Annotated in this window: 22 protein-coding genes and 1 riboswitch; of the genes, 2 read left to right on the top strand and 20 right to left on the bottom strand. The window is 35.0% G+C overall.

Features of this window, described 5'->3' with window-relative positions; genetic code table 11:
• Positions 1-39: 39 nt before the first annotated feature.
• The 11 genes from MKX31_RS05700 to MKX31_RS05650 all read right to left on the bottom strand — a co-directional run bounded on the left by MKX31_RS05700 (position 40) and on the right by MKX31_RS05650 (position 8947).
• On the bottom strand, positions 40-570 hold the full coding sequence (locus MKX31_RS05700; RefSeq protein ID WP_001240648.1) for a peptidoglycan recognition protein family protein: 531 nt from the start codon (positions 568-570) through the stop codon (positions 40-42).
• A 79-nt stretch (positions 571-649) separates the two neighbouring features.
• On the bottom strand, positions 650-886 hold the full coding sequence (locus tag MKX31_RS05695) for a DUF3961 domain-containing protein (protein WP_001983018.1): 237 nt from the start codon (positions 884-886) through the stop codon (positions 650-652).
• Between the two features lie 93 nt (positions 887-979).
• The gene (locus MKX31_RS05690; protein WP_064476622.1) at positions 980-1189 is read right to left on the bottom strand and encodes a hypothetical protein; all 210 of its coding nucleotides are present in this window, start codon (positions 1187-1189) and stop codon (positions 980-982) included.
• Positions 1190-1267: 78 nt separating this feature from the next.
• Positions 1268-2554: an NAD-specific glutamate dehydrogenase gene (gene gudB, locus MKX31_RS05685; RefSeq protein ID WP_000225171.1), complete on the bottom strand. Its 1287-nt coding sequence runs from the start codon at positions 2552-2554 to the stop codon at positions 1268-1270.
• 351 nt (positions 2555-2905) lie between these two features.
• Positions 2906-3514, bottom strand: coding sequence for a genetic competence negative regulator (locus MKX31_RS05680; RefSeq protein ID WP_001235391.1), 609 nt, complete (start codon positions 3512-3514; stop codon positions 2906-2908).
• A gap of 77 nt (positions 3515-3591) precedes the next feature.
• Positions 3592-4467 (bottom strand): MerR family transcriptional regulator, encoded by an 876-nt coding sequence (locus MKX31_RS05675; protein ID WP_064476623.1) that lies wholly within the window; start codon positions 4465-4467, stop codon positions 3592-3594.
• Entirely contained in the window at positions 4467-5243 is a 777-nt protein-coding gene (locus MKX31_RS05670) for a metallophosphoesterase (RefSeq protein WP_064476624.1), read from the bottom strand. The genes MKX31_RS05675 and MKX31_RS05670 overlap by 1 nt, the downstream gene beginning before the upstream one ends.
• Before the next feature lie 58 nt (positions 5244-5301).
• Positions 5302-5781 carry a LysM peptidoglycan-binding domain-containing protein gene (locus MKX31_RS05665; protein ID WP_064476625.1) on the bottom strand — a complete coding sequence of 160 codons (480 nt, stop codon included), beginning with the start codon at positions 5779-5781 and terminating at the stop codon, positions 5302-5304.
• Positions 5782-5803: 22 nt separating this feature from the next.
• Positions 5804-6367, bottom strand: a complete 564-nt coding sequence (locus tag MKX31_RS05660) for a CPBP family intramembrane glutamic endopeptidase (protein WP_001025763.1) — start codon at positions 6365-6367, stop codon at positions 5804-5806.
• The gene (locus MKX31_RS05655; RefSeq protein ID WP_064476626.1) at positions 6367-7896 is read right to left on the bottom strand and encodes a RecQ family ATP-dependent DNA helicase; all 1530 of its coding nucleotides are present in this window, start codon (positions 7894-7896) and stop codon (positions 6367-6369) included. Before MKX31_RS05655 ends, MKX31_RS05660 begins: the two co-directional genes overlap by 1 nt.
• Positions 7886-8947 carry a helix-turn-helix domain-containing protein gene (locus tag MKX31_RS05650; protein WP_064476627.1) on the bottom strand — a complete coding sequence of 354 codons (1062 nt, stop codon included), beginning with the start codon at positions 8945-8947 and terminating at the stop codon, positions 7886-7888. Before MKX31_RS05650 ends, MKX31_RS05655 begins: the two co-directional genes overlap by 11 nt.
• 298 nt (positions 8948-9245) lie before the next feature.
• On the opposite strand from MKX31_RS05650, the gene MKX31_RS05645 reads away from it, so the two are divergent.
• Entirely contained in the window at positions 9246-9494 is a 249-nt protein-coding gene (locus tag MKX31_RS05645; protein ID WP_001151994.1) for a ferredoxin, read from the top strand.
• A gap of 123 nt (positions 9495-9617) precedes the next feature.
• Here MKX31_RS05645 and MKX31_RS05640 read toward each other — a convergent pair whose 3' ends face one another.
• Positions 9618-10196: an ECF transporter S component gene (locus tag MKX31_RS05640; RefSeq protein WP_000810851.1), complete on the bottom strand. Its 579-nt coding sequence runs from the start codon at positions 10194-10196 to the stop codon at positions 9618-9620.
• 162 nt (positions 10197-10358) lie between these two features.
• A riboswitch (FMN riboswitch) is annotated at positions 10359-10498 on the bottom strand.
• A 245-nt stretch (positions 10499-10743) separates the two neighbouring features.
• Between MKX31_RS05640 and MKX31_RS05635 the strand changes: the two genes are divergently transcribed.
• Positions 10744-11430 (top strand): hypothetical protein, encoded by a 687-nt coding sequence (locus MKX31_RS05635; RefSeq protein ID WP_340980267.1) that lies wholly within the window; start codon positions 10744-10746, stop codon positions 11428-11430.
• A gap of 31 nt (positions 11431-11461) precedes the next feature.
• On the opposite strand, the gene MKX31_RS05630 is transcribed toward MKX31_RS05635, so the two are convergent.
• From MKX31_RS05630 to rluB, 8 genes are all read right to left on the bottom strand, one after another.
• Positions 11462-12076 carry a peptidoglycan DD-metalloendopeptidase family protein gene (locus MKX31_RS05630; protein WP_088048399.1) on the bottom strand — a complete coding sequence of 205 codons (615 nt, stop codon included), beginning with the start codon at positions 12074-12076 and terminating at the stop codon, positions 11462-11464.
• 85 nt (positions 12077-12161) lie between these two features.
• Complete coding sequence (locus MKX31_RS05625) at positions 12162-12743, bottom strand: cob(I)yrinic acid a,c-diamide adenosyltransferase (protein ID WP_340981538.1); 582 nt, start codon at positions 12741-12743, stop codon at positions 12162-12164.
• A 137-nt stretch (positions 12744-12880) separates the two neighbouring features.
• On the bottom strand, positions 12881-14656 hold the full coding sequence (resE, locus tag MKX31_RS05620) for a sensor histidine kinase ResE (RefSeq protein WP_088048398.1): 1776 nt from the start codon (positions 14654-14656) through the stop codon (positions 12881-12883).
• The gene (resD, locus tag MKX31_RS05615; RefSeq protein WP_000426862.1) at positions 14656-15372 is read right to left on the bottom strand and encodes a DNA-binding response regulator ResD; all 717 of its coding nucleotides are present in this window, start codon (positions 15370-15372) and stop codon (positions 14656-14658) included. The genes resE and resD overlap by 1 nt, the downstream gene beginning before the upstream one ends.
• A gap of 302 nt (positions 15373-15674) precedes the next feature.
• Positions 15675-16832 carry a cytochrome c biogenesis protein ResC gene (gene resC / locus MKX31_RS05610; protein WP_088048397.1) on the bottom strand — a complete coding sequence of 386 codons (1158 nt, stop codon included), beginning with the start codon at positions 16830-16832 and terminating at the stop codon, positions 15675-15677.
• A 14-nt stretch (positions 16833-16846) separates the two neighbouring features.
• Positions 16847-18472, bottom strand: coding sequence for a cytochrome c biogenesis protein ResB (gene resB, locus MKX31_RS05605; protein ID WP_340980264.1), 1626 nt, complete (start codon positions 18470-18472; stop codon positions 16847-16849).
• A 121-nt stretch (positions 18473-18593) separates the two neighbouring features.
• Positions 18594-19115 carry a thiol-disulfide oxidoreductase ResA gene (resA, locus tag MKX31_RS05600; RefSeq protein WP_064476631.1) on the bottom strand — a complete coding sequence of 174 codons (522 nt, stop codon included), beginning with the start codon at positions 19113-19115 and terminating at the stop codon, positions 18594-18596.
• Positions 19116-19209: 94 nt separating this feature from the next.
• Complete coding sequence (gene rluB, locus MKX31_RS05595) at positions 19210-19938, bottom strand: 23S rRNA pseudouridine(2605) synthase RluB (protein ID WP_064476632.1); 729 nt, start codon at positions 19936-19938, stop codon at positions 19210-19212.
• Positions 19939-20227: the final 289 nt, after the last annotated feature.

Raw genomic sequence — 20227 nt, 5'->3', positions numbered from 1 at the left:
AGGCACCTATCTTTATTGTATTCATTTTTCATATATTTGTCATCTAAACGAAACGTACATCCGATAGACATCTGCTAAAAACTGCTGAAATTTAATACCTTGTTTCCCTAATACATTTTCAGGATCAATCTTTCTAGCTGGGTCAAGTGTTTTATGTGATACGATATCTTTCTTCGGATTCAAGCCGAAGTTTTGACATAAATACGCATGATACCACGTAAAACGGGTATATGCTTCCCAAAAGTTAACATCACCGCCATAACAAAGTTCCACTCCAATGGCAGCCTTATTGGCATCATAACCATATAAGTCATTATCTGTCGGCACACCATATCGAACGTGATAGGCAACTTCATTTATAGGAACAATTTCCAATATTGTTTTATCATCTATAAATGTATGTGCCGAAGCTTTCGGTTGTATTTCATTAAAATAATCCCGATTCCCTATCGCATTGCTACCAGGGTTCCCCGTATCATGACTTACAATAAACCTTACTTTAGAAAGAGGAATTCCCGGTCGTGAACTTCCATACCCAATATAGTTACGCTCTATAGGAAACATCGCCATTACTACCAACTCCCACTTCAGAAGATTACCTTACTTCTTTATATATGTATTCGGTAGCAATGTCCTTATCGCATATTTCTTACGCGAAGAGAAAATCGAAAATATTTGATGTGAACACCATAAATAATAAAATACTTACAGCAACTCCATAAAAACCGTAAAACCAAACACAATCTTCTTTCGTATCTAAACCGAAAAATTTATTTACAGATTGTAATAATGTGCCGCGCTTACTTTGTTTGTTTCTTAATACTTCCACTCGTTCTACAACATCTGCTGGCATCATAAATCTTTGGTCTACTGTCATTTTCATCATTTATCTCTCCTTAAAATCATTTCCGTTTTGTTTATCTAAGGAAAGTATAGCACGTTTGTTCGTGCAGAACAAGCGTTCTTTTTTGTTTTTATTTTATTTTTCAACAATCCAAGTAAGAATCGAGATTACAAAAGCGATAATCGGCCCTACTACAACTGCACCAAATATTAAAAACAGTAGTCCTTCTCCGAACATCCGAACGTTACTTGTTTTTCGGCCTTTCATCGTTCTTGAGAGTTCTCCCTCTAACCTCTTAACCTTTTCTTCTAATTGTTCTACTCGTTCCATCATTTCATTTTCCATATACAACACCTCACACTAATACTTCAACAAAAAAACGTGATTCCCTCGAAAGGAATCACGTTTTCTCACGATATAATATTATACCCAACCTCTGAAGCGACTTGCTTCAGCCATTTTACGAACACCGACCATATACGCAGCTAAGCGCATGTTCACTTTACGAACTTGTGCTGTTTCATAAATAGAATCAAATGATCTTACCATTACTTTTTCTAAACGTTGTTCTACTTCTTCTTCAGTCCAGTAGTAACCTTGGTTATTTTGTACCCACTCAAAGTAAGATACTGTCACACCGCCAGCACTTGCTAATACGTCTGGAACAAGTAAAATTCCGCGATCTGTTAAAATTTTAGTTGCTTCTAATGTTGTTGGACCATTTGCAGCTTCAACAACGATTTTCGCTTTAATATTATTAGCATTTTCTTCTGTAATTTGGTTCTCAATTGCAGCTGGAACTAAAATGTCGCAATCCAGTTCTAACAATTCTTTGTTTGAAATTGTATTATTAAATAGTTTTGTTACTGTACCGAAGCTATCACGACGGTCTAATAAATAATCAATATCTAATCCGTTTGGATCATGCAATGCACCGTAAGCATCCGAGATTGCAATAACTTTCGCGCCTGCATCATGCATAAATTTAGCTAAGAAGCTACCAGCATTACCGAATCCTTGAACAACAACGCGTGCACCTTTAATATCAATGTCGCGTTTTTTTGCAGCTTCGCGAATACAAATTGTTACACCTTTCGCCGTTGCTGTTTCACGTCCATGTGATCCACCTAATACAAGTGGCTTACCTGTAATAAATCCTGGTGAATTAAATTCATCAATACGGCTATATTCATCCATCATCCATGCCATGATTTGAGAGTTTGTGAATACATCTGGAGCTGGAATATCTTTCGTCGGTCCTACGATTTGGCTAATTGCTCGTACATAACCGCGGCTTAATCTTTCTAACTCACGGAATGACATTTCACGTGGGTCACAGATAATTCCACCTTTACCTCCACCGTATGGTAAATCAACAATACCACATTTTAAACTCATCCAAATTGAAAGTGCTTTCACTTCATTTTCTGTTACATTCGGATGGAAGCGAATTCCACCTTTCGTTGGACCAACAGCATCATTATGTTGTGCACGATATCCTGTAAATATTTTAACAGTCCCGTCATCCATACGAACTGGTATTTTCACTGTCATCATACGAATTGGTTCTTTTAATAATTCATATACTTCGTTTGGATAACCCAATTTTTCTAATGCTTCACTAATAACAATTTGTGTCGAATTCAATAGTTCAAAATGTTGTTCCCTTTGTTGTTGTGTTTTTGTTTGAGTTCCCTTTTCGGCTACCATAGTAAGTAAACCCCCTGTAATTTCACTTGTTTAGTAAACCTTCATTGCCTAGTATACACCGTTAAATTTGGAATGCAATAGAAAACGCTAACAAATATATACAAACTATTTCCTGTTGCAAGCGTTTTCACTATCATTATAGTCCTTTTATCGCTTTTAGAAAAGTAAAATACTTAAATATTTAAATATTTTTTATTTTACTTATATATAACAACTTAAGAAGATATTTTTAAGTATAGTAAAGAGCACCCAAATATTTATGATTCCCGCTATACCATTAATCGTTTTGACATTTTCAGACCAACATTTTAGGTTTCTCCAAATAAAAAACAAAACCTTAGCTTTGTTATATTAGCTAAGGTTTTGTTTTTTCACAAAGTAATTGTGTATTTGTTCAATTGCTTGAGAAGCCATTAATTCTTTACCATACTCCATTAGACGATAAATAGTTGCTGTAGACGGATTACCATATTCCGCTAAAATAGCTATAAAATCTGCCTTCAGTAATTGAACTTGCTCCTCTTCTTCCATCCAAAGATAGAAACGCCCATCCCACGTATATAGTTTTCCGCCAGTTACATCAAGGTTATATAAACGATTCGACAGGTTAATTACGTCATCTAGTGTAGCAAACTCATAAAGTATATGCTCGCTTTCATCTAGAGTCACTTGCATTTCAATAAACTCGTCACGGAACTCATCATCTGTATCCACATCTTGATGTTCTTTCGTTACAATTACGACCATTCCTTGCGCTTGTAGAGAAAATACTTCAACTGCAATCGGGCCATCCGCTTCAAACCCTAGTTCCTTATTTGCTTCTTGCATCATATCACGAAATAATTGCTGTACTTTCGGTGCATTTCTCCACAAATCTTCTTTTGTTAACCCTCGTTCAGATAAATCATCAAATGTTAAGAAAATTTTTATCTTATTGTAATTTAATCGTTCCAGCCTCATCTCATACCCTCCCTACGTAACCAATGAATATAATTTTTATTATATGAAATAGAAAATAGATGGTTCTTTTCGAACAACTATTCTAACATTTTTAACCAATCATCCCATTCTTCTTTCGTATCACCAATTAGGCATGTTTGAATGTTCAACTGATCTCGAGCACCTATTTCTCCTATAAATCCAACAGAAAGTTTCTCACTTTTTTCTTGCAACAAATTCATGTCTTTCATCGCGTTCTTAAGTTCTCGTTCCTCATTAAAAGAGACTACTACATATGTAGGTTGTATTTGCTCAACAGCTAACAAAATACCATCTTCCACTAAGCTTGACCTAATATATATCGCCTCATATCCTTTTAAGCGTAAATACGTTGAGAAAACAAACCCTTTCAACATATTATTTTCTAACACGACAACTTTGTGTATAGAAGAAAATGATGATGCATTATGATACACCATTCCTAGACGAGTTTGTAAAAATGATACGACATATTGGAATTGCACCATTGTAACTTCATTATTATTTTTTAACGTTAACAATTTATTTGACACTTGAAGAACAATACTTGCTATGACTTTTTCTGTTGCATAAATACTGAAAGCCTCGTTTAACAATGCAGAAGTTGTAATTTCATCAAATTTTAACAAAGCTTGCAGTAAATCGTCCACTAAAACAACTTCTCTATCGTAATGTATTTCTTTTTGAACATTACTCTGCAAACGATTCTCTTCTAATAATTGAACTGCTTGTCCAATCATCATGCCGGAAGAAACCTTGTCCATTAACCATTTCAAAATTTGAATATGTTCTTCTGTATATAATCGATGCCCCGCATGATTCCGCTTTGGGGCAATAATTTGATATCGTCTTTCCCATGCACGAAGCGTACTCGGCTGAATTCCAATTATATTCGAAACAGCTTTTATGTTATATTTCCCGTTTAGAGTTGGCATCATTTCCCTCCGCATAACGTAATAATATGTGTTTGAGCAGGTGCTCGGAAGCGAAGTGGAATCAACGTTGTTCCATACCCATTACTAACAAAAAGAGTCATATTTGAATGCTTATATACGCCACCTTTTAAATATTTTTTAGATGGGAATAATCGAATCTGTCCTCCATGTGTATGTCCACTTAACACAAGTGAAATTTGTTCTTTTCCAGACATTTTATTTATTATATCAGGGTTGTGGCTAATTAATATGCGAAAACCATCTTCTTTGCAATCAGCCAACGCTAAATCTAAACGATCACGCTTCAAACCAACATCATCTATACCGAGTAAACAAATTTTTTCTCCTAGTTCAGACTCAAATACAACTCTTGTATTATCTAAAACTTTCACATTATTTTCTAATAACAAAGCATCTAATTCATGATATTCAATCTCATAATCATTATTTCCCCATACAAAATATACAGGAGCTATCGCTCTTAACTTTTGTATATTTGCAGAAATTTTCGATAAAGGGACGCCTCTTTCCGCTAAATCACCGCCAATAATTACAAGGTCTACTTTTCCTTTTACTTGTTCAATTAATGAACTTGAAATGACCCTTCTATGAATATCAGAAATAAAAAACACCTTTACTTTTTGAAAACTTTTCGGAAATTCTTCAAAAAGTAAAGTATGTTCTAACACAGTATTACGCATCGCTTCTGTATACATTACAAGAAGAAATATAATACCAATACATATGAGAGCACTTAATAAGATAATCCATATCATATATTTTTTACTCCCTTCCTCATAAAGATAATCCTCCGTTTTTATAGTAGGTATGTTACTAGCTATCCTGCTTTGCGGACTTATCTTTTATCGGAATTTTTATTTCTTGACCTACATTCACTTCATCTTCTTGTAAATCATTATACTTTTTAATCACTTCAATCCCAGTTTCATCTGAAAAATATTGCTTCGCTATACTTTCTAAAGTTTCTCCTTCTTTCACTGTATGCGTTACTACTTTCTCAGATGTTGCCTCAGAATCAGATTTAGCTGAATCAAAGAAAATGACCTCAAACGCACTTTTCCCAGCGTTATTACCATCACTTTTCACCTGAATATATTTATCTGTATACCATAAGATACTAATTGGTAGTAATATGAATAGAAATGTTAAAACTCGGACGAAAATATGATTCATTTTAAACTTTTCTTTTTTCTCTTTATTTCTATGAATTTCACTACGCGGCGGTAAACTTTCTTTTTCTTCCACTCGCTCAACTTCTAATTCCTCTTCGAAATCAGGAATTCGTTTTCTCATGTTGTTCACCACCACCTTCCATTTATTTTCTTAATTGGAGTCCCATTATAAAATCAACAAGAAAGTGTGCAAAGATTGTTATAAACAAATTCCCTGTCCATTCAAATACATAACCAAAGACAAAACTAATGAAACAGACGAAACAAAACAAAAATGGCTTTGTTATATACCGAATATGTAACACTGCAAATACTAAACTGGCTATTACAATTCCAAAGTGCGTCTGCACTACACCTCTAAATAAAAATTCTTCTGCAAAGCCGATAATGAACGTAATAACGAGTAGGTGCATAACTGACATTCCTTGAAACATCTTATCGTTAATACCACCATCATCAAACCAAGACTCTGGAAATACTCGCATTGCAACATAATCTAATAACACAATACCAATCGCCAACAAGCCACCTATTATAAGTATAGACACCGGTTCCCACTTCCACAGACTATACACCGATTTTATATCTCGGAATAATATATATGCTAGTAAACAACCGATACCGATAATAATGAACTGTGTGATATACAGATTCAGCCTTATTTCTTTCGGACTCATATCTTCAATATTATGCCTTTGAATGTTCATCATTCCCCCATCTTTTCTAGACCGAAAAGCTTTTGTAACTCTGTTTCCCAATTATAGTCGAAATCCGATTGTTGCGCTTGTCTTTTTTTATAATCTGTTTTTGTAATACCACAATAGTCACAGCAATTTTTCAACTCGTTCTCTTTTCTATAACCGAACTGTTGCAACAAATATTCACGCCTACATTCTTTCACTTGTATCCACGATTTCATGTTTTCTAGCTCACTATATTTATTACGTAGCCTTATTTCTACTTCAGCTATTAATCTGTTCATAATTTCATCTGACAAGCTCTCTAATTTTAATTTTCGCTGTTGTATGATTCCAAGCTGTTCGAGATGATAGCGGATGAAACGCCAATACTGTTCATTAAATCTTGCTGCATTATAACAAATTTCTTCTACCTCTTCTATTGGTAATTCTTTCGTTGGAAACATTCTTTCTTGTAGTAAAGAGAATAAAAATTGTATTTGCGACTGACTTGGCAATTCATCTTCAATTATTGAAATTGGTAAATCGTGATCTAACGGACTACATAGTAAGATAGCTATACTCGGTTCACCGTCTCTTCCAGCTCTTCCGATTTCTTGTAAATAGGAAGCTACATTAGTCGGATAATGAAAATGAATAATATAGCTCGTATTCGACTTATTTACTCCCATACCAAAAGCACTTGTACATATTACAAGCTGCAACTGGTCATTCATAAACTGCTGTTGAATTAACATACGCTCTTCATGTTCCATACCACCATGATAAAAAGCGACACCAGTCACGCCTTTTCCTCTTAAATATTCCGTTAAACGTTCTGTCCACGCTCTGCTTGAACAATATACAATCCCTGGCCCTTGTAAATACATCACCTGGTCCAAAAGCGCTTCTTTCTTCTCTTCTATCGTCTCCACAAATTGTACTTCCATTGCGATATTTGGACGATCAATAGAGTATACATGCTGCGTCACTTTCTTCAAATCTAAACTTTCTGCTATATCCCGGAGTACATCTTTTGTCGCTGTTGCCGTTAATGCTAGCACCGTAGGAGACCCGATATTCTCAATGACTACATTTAGTTTTTTATAGTCTGGTCTAAAATCATAACCCCATTGTGAAATACAATGAGCCTCATCCACAACAAACAATGAAATATGAACTTTCTTCAATTCTCTTATTAACACTTCCGACTGCAACATCTCTGGTGAAACAAAAATAAATTTATATGAAGCTAATTTTTTCATCGCTTCTCTTTTTTCATGTAATGTCCGAAAACTATTAAATGCTATTACTCGGTTTTTCACAACATACTTTAATTGTGTAACCTGATCTTCCATCAAAGATAATAATGGTGATACAACAAGCACGGTTCCTTCTTGCATTAACCCAGGAAGTTGATAGCACATAGACTTCCCTCTTCCAGTCGGGAGCATTGCTATAACATCTTTTCCTTCTAACAAATCTGTAATTACCCCTTTTTGTCCTGGACGAAATTCAGAATATCCAAACCATCTATATAAATATTCCTCAAGCTTCATTTATACCCTCCATCCGCGCCAATACAAGACGAACTTCAAAATAAGAGATACCCTCTCCAACCGCTTGTTTCAACTCACGCAACTTACGTGTTTGTAATGCCTCAATTACTTTTGTCACTTTATCTATTTTGTCTTTTTCCATAAACATCTCGATTGAAAACTCTTTTTCCCGCAAAGCAATTTCAACAAAATGATCTTCTATCGTTGCAACCTTTAAATTTCTAATTGTCGCTATTTCATCTAAAGAGCGTCCTTGTCTCCAAAAATTATATGTTTTTTTCGTTGATAAACTAAATAATTCAGCTCTCTCATTTGGATAAGAGATAATCTCAGCTAATAGAGGAAATTCATTTTCTTTATCGCGAACTTCTTGTATAAAGAAGTGAATTGTACCCCAAAATAAAAAATACACCCGGAATATATCTTGTTTCGTAATTTCCGCTAATTGCTGCAATGTACAACCGATACGTTCATATCCTGTTAATCTATATGTTACAATCGTCGCTTCTACCACATCACCTTTTCCTAAAAGATTATGTATTTCTTTCCATAATCTTTTAGCCAATTCACTTCGCCTATATGGTATACCTGTTAAAAAACGTTTTACCCACATCATTATTTCTGTATCTTGTTGAATGGGAATAAACTTCGTATTATTCTGTTGTAAATTAGATATAGTTTGAATAATTAATGATAATCGTTTCCAAAATGTTTCACCTAATTCACCATAGTGTAAACCATGTAAATGCGCGGGAAAAGCATACACTTCCTCCCATGTATGTAACTGCATTTTACCTTTAGATGTTAACAAATATGTATTTTCATGTATTTCTCGAATCAAATCTACTTGCAACAACTTTGCAACTTCCCGATCATAGTCTGTTCTATTTAACGATTTATATATTCCAAACAAAAATGAAATTCGGAACATATTTCCATCTTGTAACGTTTGCGAAGATCGTTTTCCTTTTAATAAATAATAAATAGAAGAAACGGTCCTTTCACCATTCAATTGTTTTAAACAATACAATAAAGTATATTGTAGTTGCATTACCGCTTCCACCTTTCAATCTAGCTTAATTACTTTTTAGTATGATTGCACCATTCTATGTTACTCATTAAACTTATCATATCGGCACTATGTACTTGTATATAGTATATTGTACCAAACGAAATAACATTTACGTATTTTGAAAATCTTATGACATAATGCAAAAATTAGTTGACACTCTAATTGATAAGGATTATCATTATAATTTTATGTTGAAAAGTTTTAAAAACCGTTTTACAATAAGGTTATAATTTTTATGGCGAGCTTTTCACATACATATTATCAGGAGGGAAAAAAGATGGCAAAATATACAATCGTTGATAAAGATACTTGTATCGCATGTGGTGCTTGCGGCGCTGCTGCACCAGACATTTATGATTATGATGATGAAGGTATTGCATTTGTAACGTTAGACGATAACCAAGGTATCGTTGAAATTCCAGATGTATTGATTGAAGATATGATGGATGCATTCGAAGGTTGTCCAACTGACTCAATTAAAGTTGCTGATGAATCATTTGATGGCGACTCTTTAAAATTCGAATAGTCTTTTATTAACTTCAAAAAATATCCCTCATTAATATGAGGGATATTTTTTGTTTTCTATTTTCATTCTACTTAATAAAAAACCACTAGTAGTTCCATACTACTAATGGTTTTATTTTATATTTTATGCATTTTTCATTTTTGCAAACACCCATACTTTCAGGCGTGAGAATAACGCTACAAATACAATTGTCACAACAATTCCTTTAATCAAATTAAATGGTAAGATTGCCGTTACAACCGTTGTTCTTATAGCCTCGCTAGACATAGCTGGTGAATTTAAAAACCAAGTGTAAGCTGGGAATATAATGATGTAATTTAATACACTCATAATGAGCGCCATTGTAATTGTCCCTAGCATTAATCCTGTCGTTAAACTCTTAACAGTACGATACTTTCTAAATAAGAAAGCTGCCGGTCCAATAAATAAACACCCTGCAATAAAGTTAGCAATTTCTCCAACTGGCACTCCCGTTAAACTCCCTTGAATTCCGTAATGTAAAATATTCTTTATCGCCTCTACAATTATCCCTGCAACTGGCCCGAAAATAATTGCTGCAATTAGAGCTGGTACATCACTAAAATCAATTTTTAAAAATGGCGGAAGCCCTGGAAACGGGAAATCCAACATCATCAGTAAATATGCAATACTACTTAGCATCGCTACACTCACCATCTGCACTACACTGTTTTTTTGTTTCATCTTTCTCTCTCCTTTTCCATCGATCTTCTCATGGAAAGTGGAAAGGTTCTGCTATGCCTACTTTTTCATAGAACGAAAAAACCCTTTGTGTTTTACACAAAGGGAGAATTTAAGGCACATCAAACAGACGTTCAAATCCATATCTTTTTTGAACGCTTGAACCTCCATCTTCTCCCATCCAGACTATACTGTCGGCTTTGGAATCACACCAAATCCTGCCTTAACGGCTCGCGGGCTTAGAACAAAATTACATACTGTTCATCACCGCCGGTCGGGATTTTCACCCTGCCCCGAAGATAGACCGATATTCTATTTTCCACTTTATTATACAACAACATAATCGTATTGTGAACAAAAAAATTGTAACTCATTAAAAATAAGTTACTAATTTTATATAATCAAAACCAATCACTATATTTTACAATACACCCCAGATTTTTTAGTATTCGGCATTTCCCCTATGAATCCCCTAGTCATATATAATGAAAAGTGATAAGATGTTGAATTGTTAAGATAAGAACATTTTCTGGATTATGGAGGAAATGTCATGAAAAAAGAAAAGAGACACTCTATTCAAGAAGCAATGAAAAAAAACTTAAGAAAAGAATACTTTTACTTAAAAAAAGAATTACTTTTCTACTGTCCAATTGATTTAGGCACATTCTCAAGCGAGACATACTATGCTGCTTTCGATGAAGATGGCATCAGTATTTATCAGTATGATAAAAAAACAGAGAGTAAATTAAAACTGTGTGAGCGTCACCCGTGGAAGAGTTGGAATAAAGTGAAGGTGGATCATTATTTGACAACTTCTCAATTTATTTTTCAAGGTGAGCGAAACTGGATATTATCCCTTTTCCAAAAAGGAAAAGAAGCTCAAAAAATAATTGAAGAGCACACATCTTTACAAACTGAAGTTGTTTCCCGTTCTTTCTTGAAAAAACTTCCAGGGTTCCGTTCTAATGCACCGTTGAATAAATACATCGGCAGCATTTGCTACACTGCACTTATTGCATTTTTATTAAAATGGATGATTCCATTTCAAGCGCCACAAATCGCCCTGTACTCCATTTCAATCGGTTGTATGCTTCTTGGTTTACTTTGTTTGACAATCGGTTTAATTGAACCGACTATTGTACTATTTCGAACGAACGAAAAAACAAGAACGAAAGTATTTTACTTATATAGCTACTTAGCTATTTCTGGATTTATATGTGTCTTTATTTTTTGGTAAAAAAAAGAGCTAGTTTAACTAGCTCTTTTTTTTACTTTACGTATAATTGTTGATTTGGATAAATCCAATCTTGCTGCAGTCCATTTTTATCTTTAACTTCCTTAACTGACATACTAAATTTCCGTGCAATACTAACTAAAGTGTCCCCTTTTTGGACGACATATAAGGATGAGGAAACAACTTCATTTCTCTGTTCATTTAGAACAAGCAATGGATTCATCGCATTCTTTTTCGCCATCGTCCATCTTCCTTGATGAACTTCTAAATGTAAGTGTGCACCTCTCGATTCTCCTGTATTTCCTACTTCTCCAATTATTTCTCCTTTTGAAATATAATCCCCTTGAACTACATATCTCTTATTTAAATGCGCATACACAGCCTCATATTCTCCATGTTTAATAAATACAACGTTTCCATAACTACTTGAATAATAAGACTTTGTTACCTTACCTTCTTGAATAGCTGCCACAGGCGTGCCAATCGGTGCCGCTATATCTATACCGTAGTGTTTTCCATGCCTTGTCCCAAAATAATCACTTATCTGCCCTTCAACAGGCCATGTCCATTGATTTCCCTCTGCGTACACATGTAATTGAGATAAAAACAATACCATCAATAACATGACGCCATATTTTAACACTTTCATATACATCCTCCGTTTTCTAATTAACACCATACCTTCTCTTATTTTGGTATATTACAGAAAAAAGTATACAAAAAAAGAAAGTGAATCACTCCACTTCCTTCTCATTTTTATCACAAAAAACGATTGCACTGCGATTATACTCCACATCTTTTACTTGTAATCGAGCGTTTATTACTCTAGCTACCGCAAACAAATAATCAGATAATCTATTTACATACTTTAGAACAACTTCATTTATTTCCCCTTCTTTTTGCAAGGACACTACACATCGTTCTGCTCGCCTTACAACTGTACGTGCAATATGAATAGCAGCTGCCGACTCGCTTCCACTCGGTAAAATAAAACGCTCTAACGGCGGTGCTTCTTCTATATACGAATCAATCCTTCTTTCTAAGCTTTCAACCATTTTGATCGTTACTTTATAAGGTATTTTCCCCTCTACTATCGCCAAGTCTCCCCCGCAATCAAATAGTTCATGTTGAATATTTTCAAGTTCATTGTAAATATCTCCAAAAGGCCCGCCTTGTAGCTTAGTCATTGCATATCCAATATGAGAATTCGCCTCATCTATCGTGCCATATGCTTCAACTCGCATATTATCTTTATCCACTCTACCGCCTATTACACTTGTTGTCCCTTTATCTCCTGTTTTCGTGTATAATTTCATCACTTCACGACACCCCTCTTATTATTCTTCATTCGACTGAGATAGAAAAAAAGTTCTACTATTATTTATTTAATTGATTTTACAAAAAAATAAAAAACAGTAGAACTTTATTCATTATCAACTTTAAAAACGTATATCTAAATTATACGATTCGGTAAATATACAGAGAATGTAGTTCCCTCTCCAACAACACTTGAAACAGCAATTTTACCATCATGGCCTTGCACAATGTTTTTTGCAATCGCAAGCCCGAGCCCTGTTCCACCTTTTTTCCCACGTGTTCTTGCTTTATCAGCTTTGTAGAAACGATCAAATAAAAATGGAATATCTTCTTCTGGAATGCCAGCGCCCGAATCTTGTACTTCAAAAGTAAGACCATTATTTTTCGTATCGATTACAAGCGTTACATGTCCGCCTGCATTCGTATGACGAATTGCGTTATCAATTAAATTCGTCAATACTTGTTCCATACGATCTGCATCAAACGGGTATTGCTCAATTGGATTTTGGAAATCAACCGTTAATGCGACTTCTTTGTCCTTTGCAATCCCTTGGAATTTACGACCTATTTTTTCAACGAAAGGATGAATATCAACTTCACCTATATGTAACTCTACATTACCACTTTCCATACGCGCTAAATCTAATAATTCATTTACAAGTTTACCTAAACGAACGGATTCATCATAAATGATTTGAACAAACTCATTAATTTCTTCTTTCGTTTGCACAATATCATCTAAAATCGCTTCACTATACCCTTGAAGCATTACCATCGGTGTACGAAGTTCATGTGATACGTTCGCAATAAAGTCTTGACGCATCTTCTCAAGACGGCGTTCTTCCGTCATATCACGTAATACAGCTACAGCACCGCGAATTTTCGTTTGGTTGTACAGCGGAGTCATAAGAACTACATAGTTCCCTTTTTGTAAATTAATTTCAACCACTTGTTGTTGTTCGCTTTCTACAACGAGATGGAATAGTTCAACAAGTTCAGAAGGTAGTTTTTTACTGAGCTCGACTTCCTTTTCCTCTTGCCAAACTTGTAAGAAATGTTCAGCCGGCGGATTAATTACAACGACTTCACCTTCTTGATTTAACGTAATAACCCCATCTGCCATACTACTTAAAATACTAGCTAACTGTTCTTTTTCTTGCTGCAGGGCATTCATATTAAACTTCAACTGTTTCCCCATTTGATTTAAGGCCGTTGCAAGCTCACCAATCTCGTCCTGAGATACCATAGGTGCCTTCGCATCAAACTTCCCACGCGCGACCTCAAAAGCAACCTCACGCATTTTACGGAGTGGTGCTGTAATTCGAGTAGATAAGAAGAATGCAAAGAACGTTGTTAATATAATCGCTATCCCTGCTGATAAGAATATAAAATCAGTCGTTCTCTCCATACCTTGTATCGGTACTTGTAAAGATTCGTATACGAACACTGCACTTTGATTTTTTGAATGCATTGGTTTTCCGACAATCATAATATCATTTTCAGTGTTTTTATTCTTTCTACTATTAGAGGCTTTTCTAATGTTATTCTTAATTTCTTTTTTGTCTATAAAAACAGCCGCTAATTCTTTATCTTCTTTCAAATCATCCATTGTAAGAGTGACTAATCCTTCTTGTTTCGGCGAAGAAGATATTTCTTTACCATCTTCTACAATAATGATCCTTGAAAGTGGATCAGAGAATTTGTACGCGATATTCTCAATCGTTTTTACATCGGCACCTTCTTCAATTAACTCTGAAACACTTGTTGCAACTTTTTGAAGCCTAGCTTCACTCATATCAACATAATATGTTCTAAAAAACTGTGAAAGTAAAATCGCAACAAATCCAAGCACAAACGAAACGAGAAGTAATATGGTCATCCATAACTTCCCTACTACACTTCTCCAAAGCATCAGTCGTTCACAACCTCAAACTTGTAACCTACGCCCCAAACGGTAACAATCATCTTCGCAGCATCTGGTGATTTTTTGCTTAACTTCTCACGTAAACGCTTTACATGCGTATCAACTGTACGTAAATCTCCAAAGAATTCATATTGCCATACTTCTTTTAACAATTGCTCACGATCAAATACCTTATCAGGCGCTTTCGCTAAGAATAATAGTAATTCGTACTCTTTCGGTGTTAAGTTTACTTCATTACCATCTGCTGTAACACGGTGTGCATCATTATCAATTGTTAAATGAGGGAACACAGTAACATCTTTTGTCGTTGTATCTTGTGTAAAGAACGTTGTTGGTACAGAACGGCGTAAGACCGCTTTCACACGAAGCACTACTTCACGTGGGCTAAATGGTTTCACAATATAATCATCAGTTCCTACCTCAAACCCTTGTACTCGGTTTACTTCTTCACCTTTTGCCGTCAACATAATAATTGGCGTCGCTTTCTTCTCACGAACCCCTTTACACACTTCAATACCATCTTTACCTGGCATCATAAGATCTAATAGGATCAAATCGTAATCATTTTGTAACGCCATTTCTAAAGCTGTATCACCATTGTCCGCTTCTTCAATTGTGTATTGTTCTCTTTCTAAATACATTTTCAACAAACGACGAATACGATCCTCATCGTCTACAATTAAAATTCTTGATTCATTTTCCATTTCTACCCGTTGCGTACTTTTACCACAACGGTTTACACCTACCCTTCTACACTAGTATGTTGCGCTATTCTCGTTTATTTAAGCAATCTTCTAAATGTTTCACTTCCCATATTATGCTTCACAAGAATAATAAAGTTTGTTCATTTTTTTTCCAAAACTATGTATTTTTTTTGAACAGTACATAATGTCCTCGACATCATTTTACAAAATCAACCGCTACTTTGTCATGTTTTTCTCAAAAAAGAAGAAAAGTTGACAAAAATAAAATAGGAAAGTGACATTCACTCTCCTATTTTATTTCTCTATGCGTATGAATGTAAACCCGCGATAATTAAGTTTACTACAATAAAGTTAAACATAATGATTGCAAAACCAATTACCGCTAACCACGCTGACTTCTCTCCGTGCCACCCTTTTGATAAGCGTAAATGTAATACCGCCGCATAAAAGAGCCAAGTAATAAGCGCCCAAACCTCTTTTGGATCCCAGCCCCAAAAACGCGTCCACGCTATTTGTGCCCAAATCATGGCGAAAATTAATGCACCTAATGTGAAAACTGGGAATCCAATTGCAATAGAACGATATCCGATTTCATCCAGTAAATCACTATTTGTATTCTTTACTAACGGCTGAAGTGCTGCCGATACTCGTTTGCGTAAAACAAGTCTTAATACAATATAAAGTAATGTCCCAACTAACACTGACCAAATAACAGTATTTAATTTTTTCGCATTTACAATCGCTGGAACTTCAACTGTCGGTTCTAATTTATTTTCTGTCAATAACTTTCCTTCGTGCGGTCCTACTAAAGCCGGAAGATTGTACTTCATTTCCACTTGTTGTTCATTTTTATCAATCCATTGAAACTTCGCTTCATATTTCATACTAGAAAATACCGTTGTCACTGCAATAAAGCCAACTGTACAAACAAGTGTGAACACTACCGTTTCTAACCAAAATGTACGTTTACTTCTCGTTGATTGATCTACATTTTTCAATAAATACATAACACCCGTAATAAAACTAATTGCTAAAATTGCTTGTCCTGCTGCTGCAGTCGTCACGTGAATATGTAACCAATTACTTTTCAAAGAAGGAATAAGCGGAGATATTTCCCTCGGAAACATACTTGCATAGGCAATTAATAAAAGCGCAACTGGTAATGCAAAGAGTCCGATTATACTTACGCGATACATAAAATACATGACAATAAATGCTCCGACAAGCATCATGCCGAAAAACGTACCGAACTCAAAAAAGTTACTAACTGGTGCATGTCCTGATGCAATCCATCTCGTAACAAAATATACTATTTGTGCAATAAACCCTAAAATTGTAATCGTTATTCCTATATTTGCCCATTTATGACCTTTTTCTTTAATTGCTCCCCCGAAAAATAGAGTTGCAATTAAATATAAAATAAATGCGGTAAAGAGAAAGTTACTACTTATTTGCACCATATCGTTTCCCCACCTTAACTAATTTTTTTATCCACTACTTTATCGCTTGGCTGTGGAATTGCTGTACCTTCTAGTACTCTTTCAATATCTTTCTTTAAACCGAACCAATTTTTATTCGTATGTCCTGCAATCCACCATTCATCATTAACGCGTTGTATCCAAATACGGCGATGATTCCAATACATCCCTTGAATGACACCAACCATAAATATAAATCCTCCAATACCGAGAATCCAAAGCGTTAAATCTTTCCTTACAGTAAGTGCTGTTGCATTTTGCATTTCAACACCTGCAAAGGACATTTTATATTTGTTATTCCCATCTGGTTCTATATTTTGCTGAATACCAACAAAACTCACTTCACCATCTGGTGTTTCAGGCGTAAACATTTTAAACACAAATGCAGGGTTGTTTGGTAATTTCGTTTTCGTATTTGGTCTTCCATTCTCGTCAAAATAAAAATCAGGGAAATAGCTTAATAGTTCTAAAGAATAACCATTTCCTAAATCAAATTTTTCTGTAGGATTCGTTAAATCTACTTTAATCGGTCCCCACTTTTGATTATTTTCTTTGTTTTGCAAATGGAATGACATGCTTTTAAATTCACTTTCTTTGTAATCCACTTGATATACAGCAAATTGATCAAATTTCAGCGGTTCATTCACTCGAATTTCCGCTTCTTTTACTTTTTCTAATTTCGGTTTTTGTCCTGCTATATTTTCGCCGACCGCTTTATATAATACAGCATTCGTTTGGAAGTTTTTCGCAATCATTTTATCACCTACACGGTCAATTGCTTCATCAAAAACTTCCTTGTCCTTACTTTTATCATAAACTTCCTTTATAAATTTCTCGTTTTTTAAATAGTATTGACCATCCGTTCCTGGTATTTCTTTCGTTTCACCATCACGTAACCAAAGCGCTTCGTCTACGTACATACTCGGTAAAAAACGGAGCATTGCACCGAATAAAAAGATAATGAGACCGATATGATTCACATATGGACCCCAGCGTGAAAACCGTCCCTTTTCAGCTAAAATGTTACCGTCTTCCACTTTCACATTATAGTTTGCTTTCTTTAAATTCTTTTGCACTCTTTCCAAGTCACCATCTTGTGGTGTACCAGTCCCGTATAATCTTTGTCTCTTTAAAAAGCTAGGGTGTCTTTTCACCCCTTGCTTCTTTAAAGCTTTATAAAGTGGTATAACACGGTCTAAGCTACATATCACCAGTGAAATACCTATTGAAGCAATTAAAATCATATACCACCACGAACCGTATAAATTATTAAATCCTAATTGATAGTATACTTGCCCTAAAAACCCATATTCTTGCTTATAATACTCAGCTGGTGCAATCCCTGGAGTTATGTACATTTCTTGCGGAAAAATAGTTCCTATCGCTGATGCAGCTAAAGTGATTACAATGAGCCAGACACCCACTTTTACAGAAGAGAAAAAGCTCCAAATTTTATCGACTATCGTTTTTGTTTGTGTGAGAGATCTCCGAGCACTCCCCTCATAGCGCATATCCAATAGTTTTATATTTTCATTACTTTCAAATGGTTTCCCACATGCTTCACAAAAAACAGTTCCTATTGGATTAACATGTCCACATTCACACTTAATTTCTTTCAACACTCTCACCGCCCCTATATCTATATGTACTATTGTATATTCTAACCTCAAGTTACCGCAATACTCAGAATTTTTAAATCAGAGGCACTATAAGTATGCACCTCATATGTAAAGGCTTTCTTTATTACGGAGTAATTTTCTTTAAATATTCTTCTAACTGTTCTTTCGTTTGTTCACCTATAATTTGTTCGACTACTATTCCATCTTTATCAATCAAAAAGCTTGTCGGTAATGGTCCTACCCCATATGTGCCTATGATTTTTGTTCCTTTATCAATAGCAACTGGGAATTTCAAATCATATTGTTTCACAAAGTTCTTAACAGCAATATCTGTTTCATCTGCATCTAACGCAATGATTTCAACGCCTTTTTCTTTATACTTTGGATATAATTCGTTCATATAAGGCATTTCTTTCTCACACGGTTTACACCAAGTGCCCCAAAAGTTTAAAAATACACCTTTTCCCTTTAAATCTTTCAGTTCAATTTTCTTTCCTTCTAAATCTGTCACAACAAAGTTAGGTGCTTCTTTTCCAATTTGCATTTTCTCTTTATCAGCAAAAAATCCTTGATAAAGTGTAAATCCTACAGCACCGCTTAAAATGAGTAGAATAATAACGCGAAATAATAAGCGATTTTTTTTCATATTGTCTCCCCTCTCTTCGACGAGTGATAAATATATGTATTTTTTAATAAATCACCAGCGGAGCATTCCACTGGTGAAAGTTTCACACTATCGATTAGCGCGGCTTTGTAGAAGCCAATGCACGTAATTGTTTCACCTCATGTGGTGACAATTCTCTCGCATCACCAGGTCGCAAGTTACCCACTTCTAAAAAGGCGTAGCGTTCACGCTTTAGTTTCACTACTTTACAATCTAACGCTTCAAACATGCGGCGTACTTGACGATTACGTCCTTCATGAATCGTTAATTGTACAATCGCAGTCTCTTTACGCTTGTCCCAAGAAATAATTTTCACTTGTGCTGGTGCTGTTTTCCCATCTTCTAATGCAACACCTCGTTCTAACATGCGAATTTTCTCACCTGTTAATGGCCCTTTAATTTTTGCAACATATGTTTTTTCAACTTTATATCTCGGATGCATTAATACATTTGCAAATTCCCCATCATTTGTCATCAATAATACGCCAGACGTATCATAATCTAAGCGTCCGATTGGGAATAAACGTTGTCTAATTTCAGGGAAAAAGTCTGTTACAACACTTCTTCCTTTATCATCTGATACACTTGAAATTACGCCAGTTGGTTTATATAGTAAAAAATAAACAGGTTCTTCTTTTTCAAGAGGGATGTTATTTACTTCTACTTTATCTTGAGGAGTTACTTTCGTTCCTAACTCCTTCACTATTTTTCCATTCACTTTTACTTTTCCTTGCTGAATTAATTCCTCAGCCTTTCTTCTCGATGCAATACCTGCTTGCGCAATCACTTTTTGTAATCGTTCCATTTCTTTTTTTCACCTCGAATTTATCTTACCTTACATTAGAAAGACTTGGCAACCGCATACGCTTGACGGCTTTTCGCTTCATCTTACTTAAACAACATAGCGATGATAATAAACATATAAAGGGCAAATCATGTTTTTACCTTTTATTATTGTCCATATTCTTCATATTGCTCACAATAAAAGTTCATCATTTTGTCAAAAATACCGCATAAAAAAACCACTATTAAGCAACACCTTAATAGTGGTCGTATACGTATTATAAGCGAAATAGCATAAAAAATGAATAGCC

The sequence above is a fragment of the Bacillus sp. FSL M8-0063 genome, assembly GCF_038005545.1.
Lineage (GTDB): Bacteria > Bacillota > Bacilli > Bacillales > Bacillaceae_G > Bacillus_A > Bacillus_A wiedmannii.
This window is presented reverse-complemented; position numbering and strand designations above follow the sequence as displayed.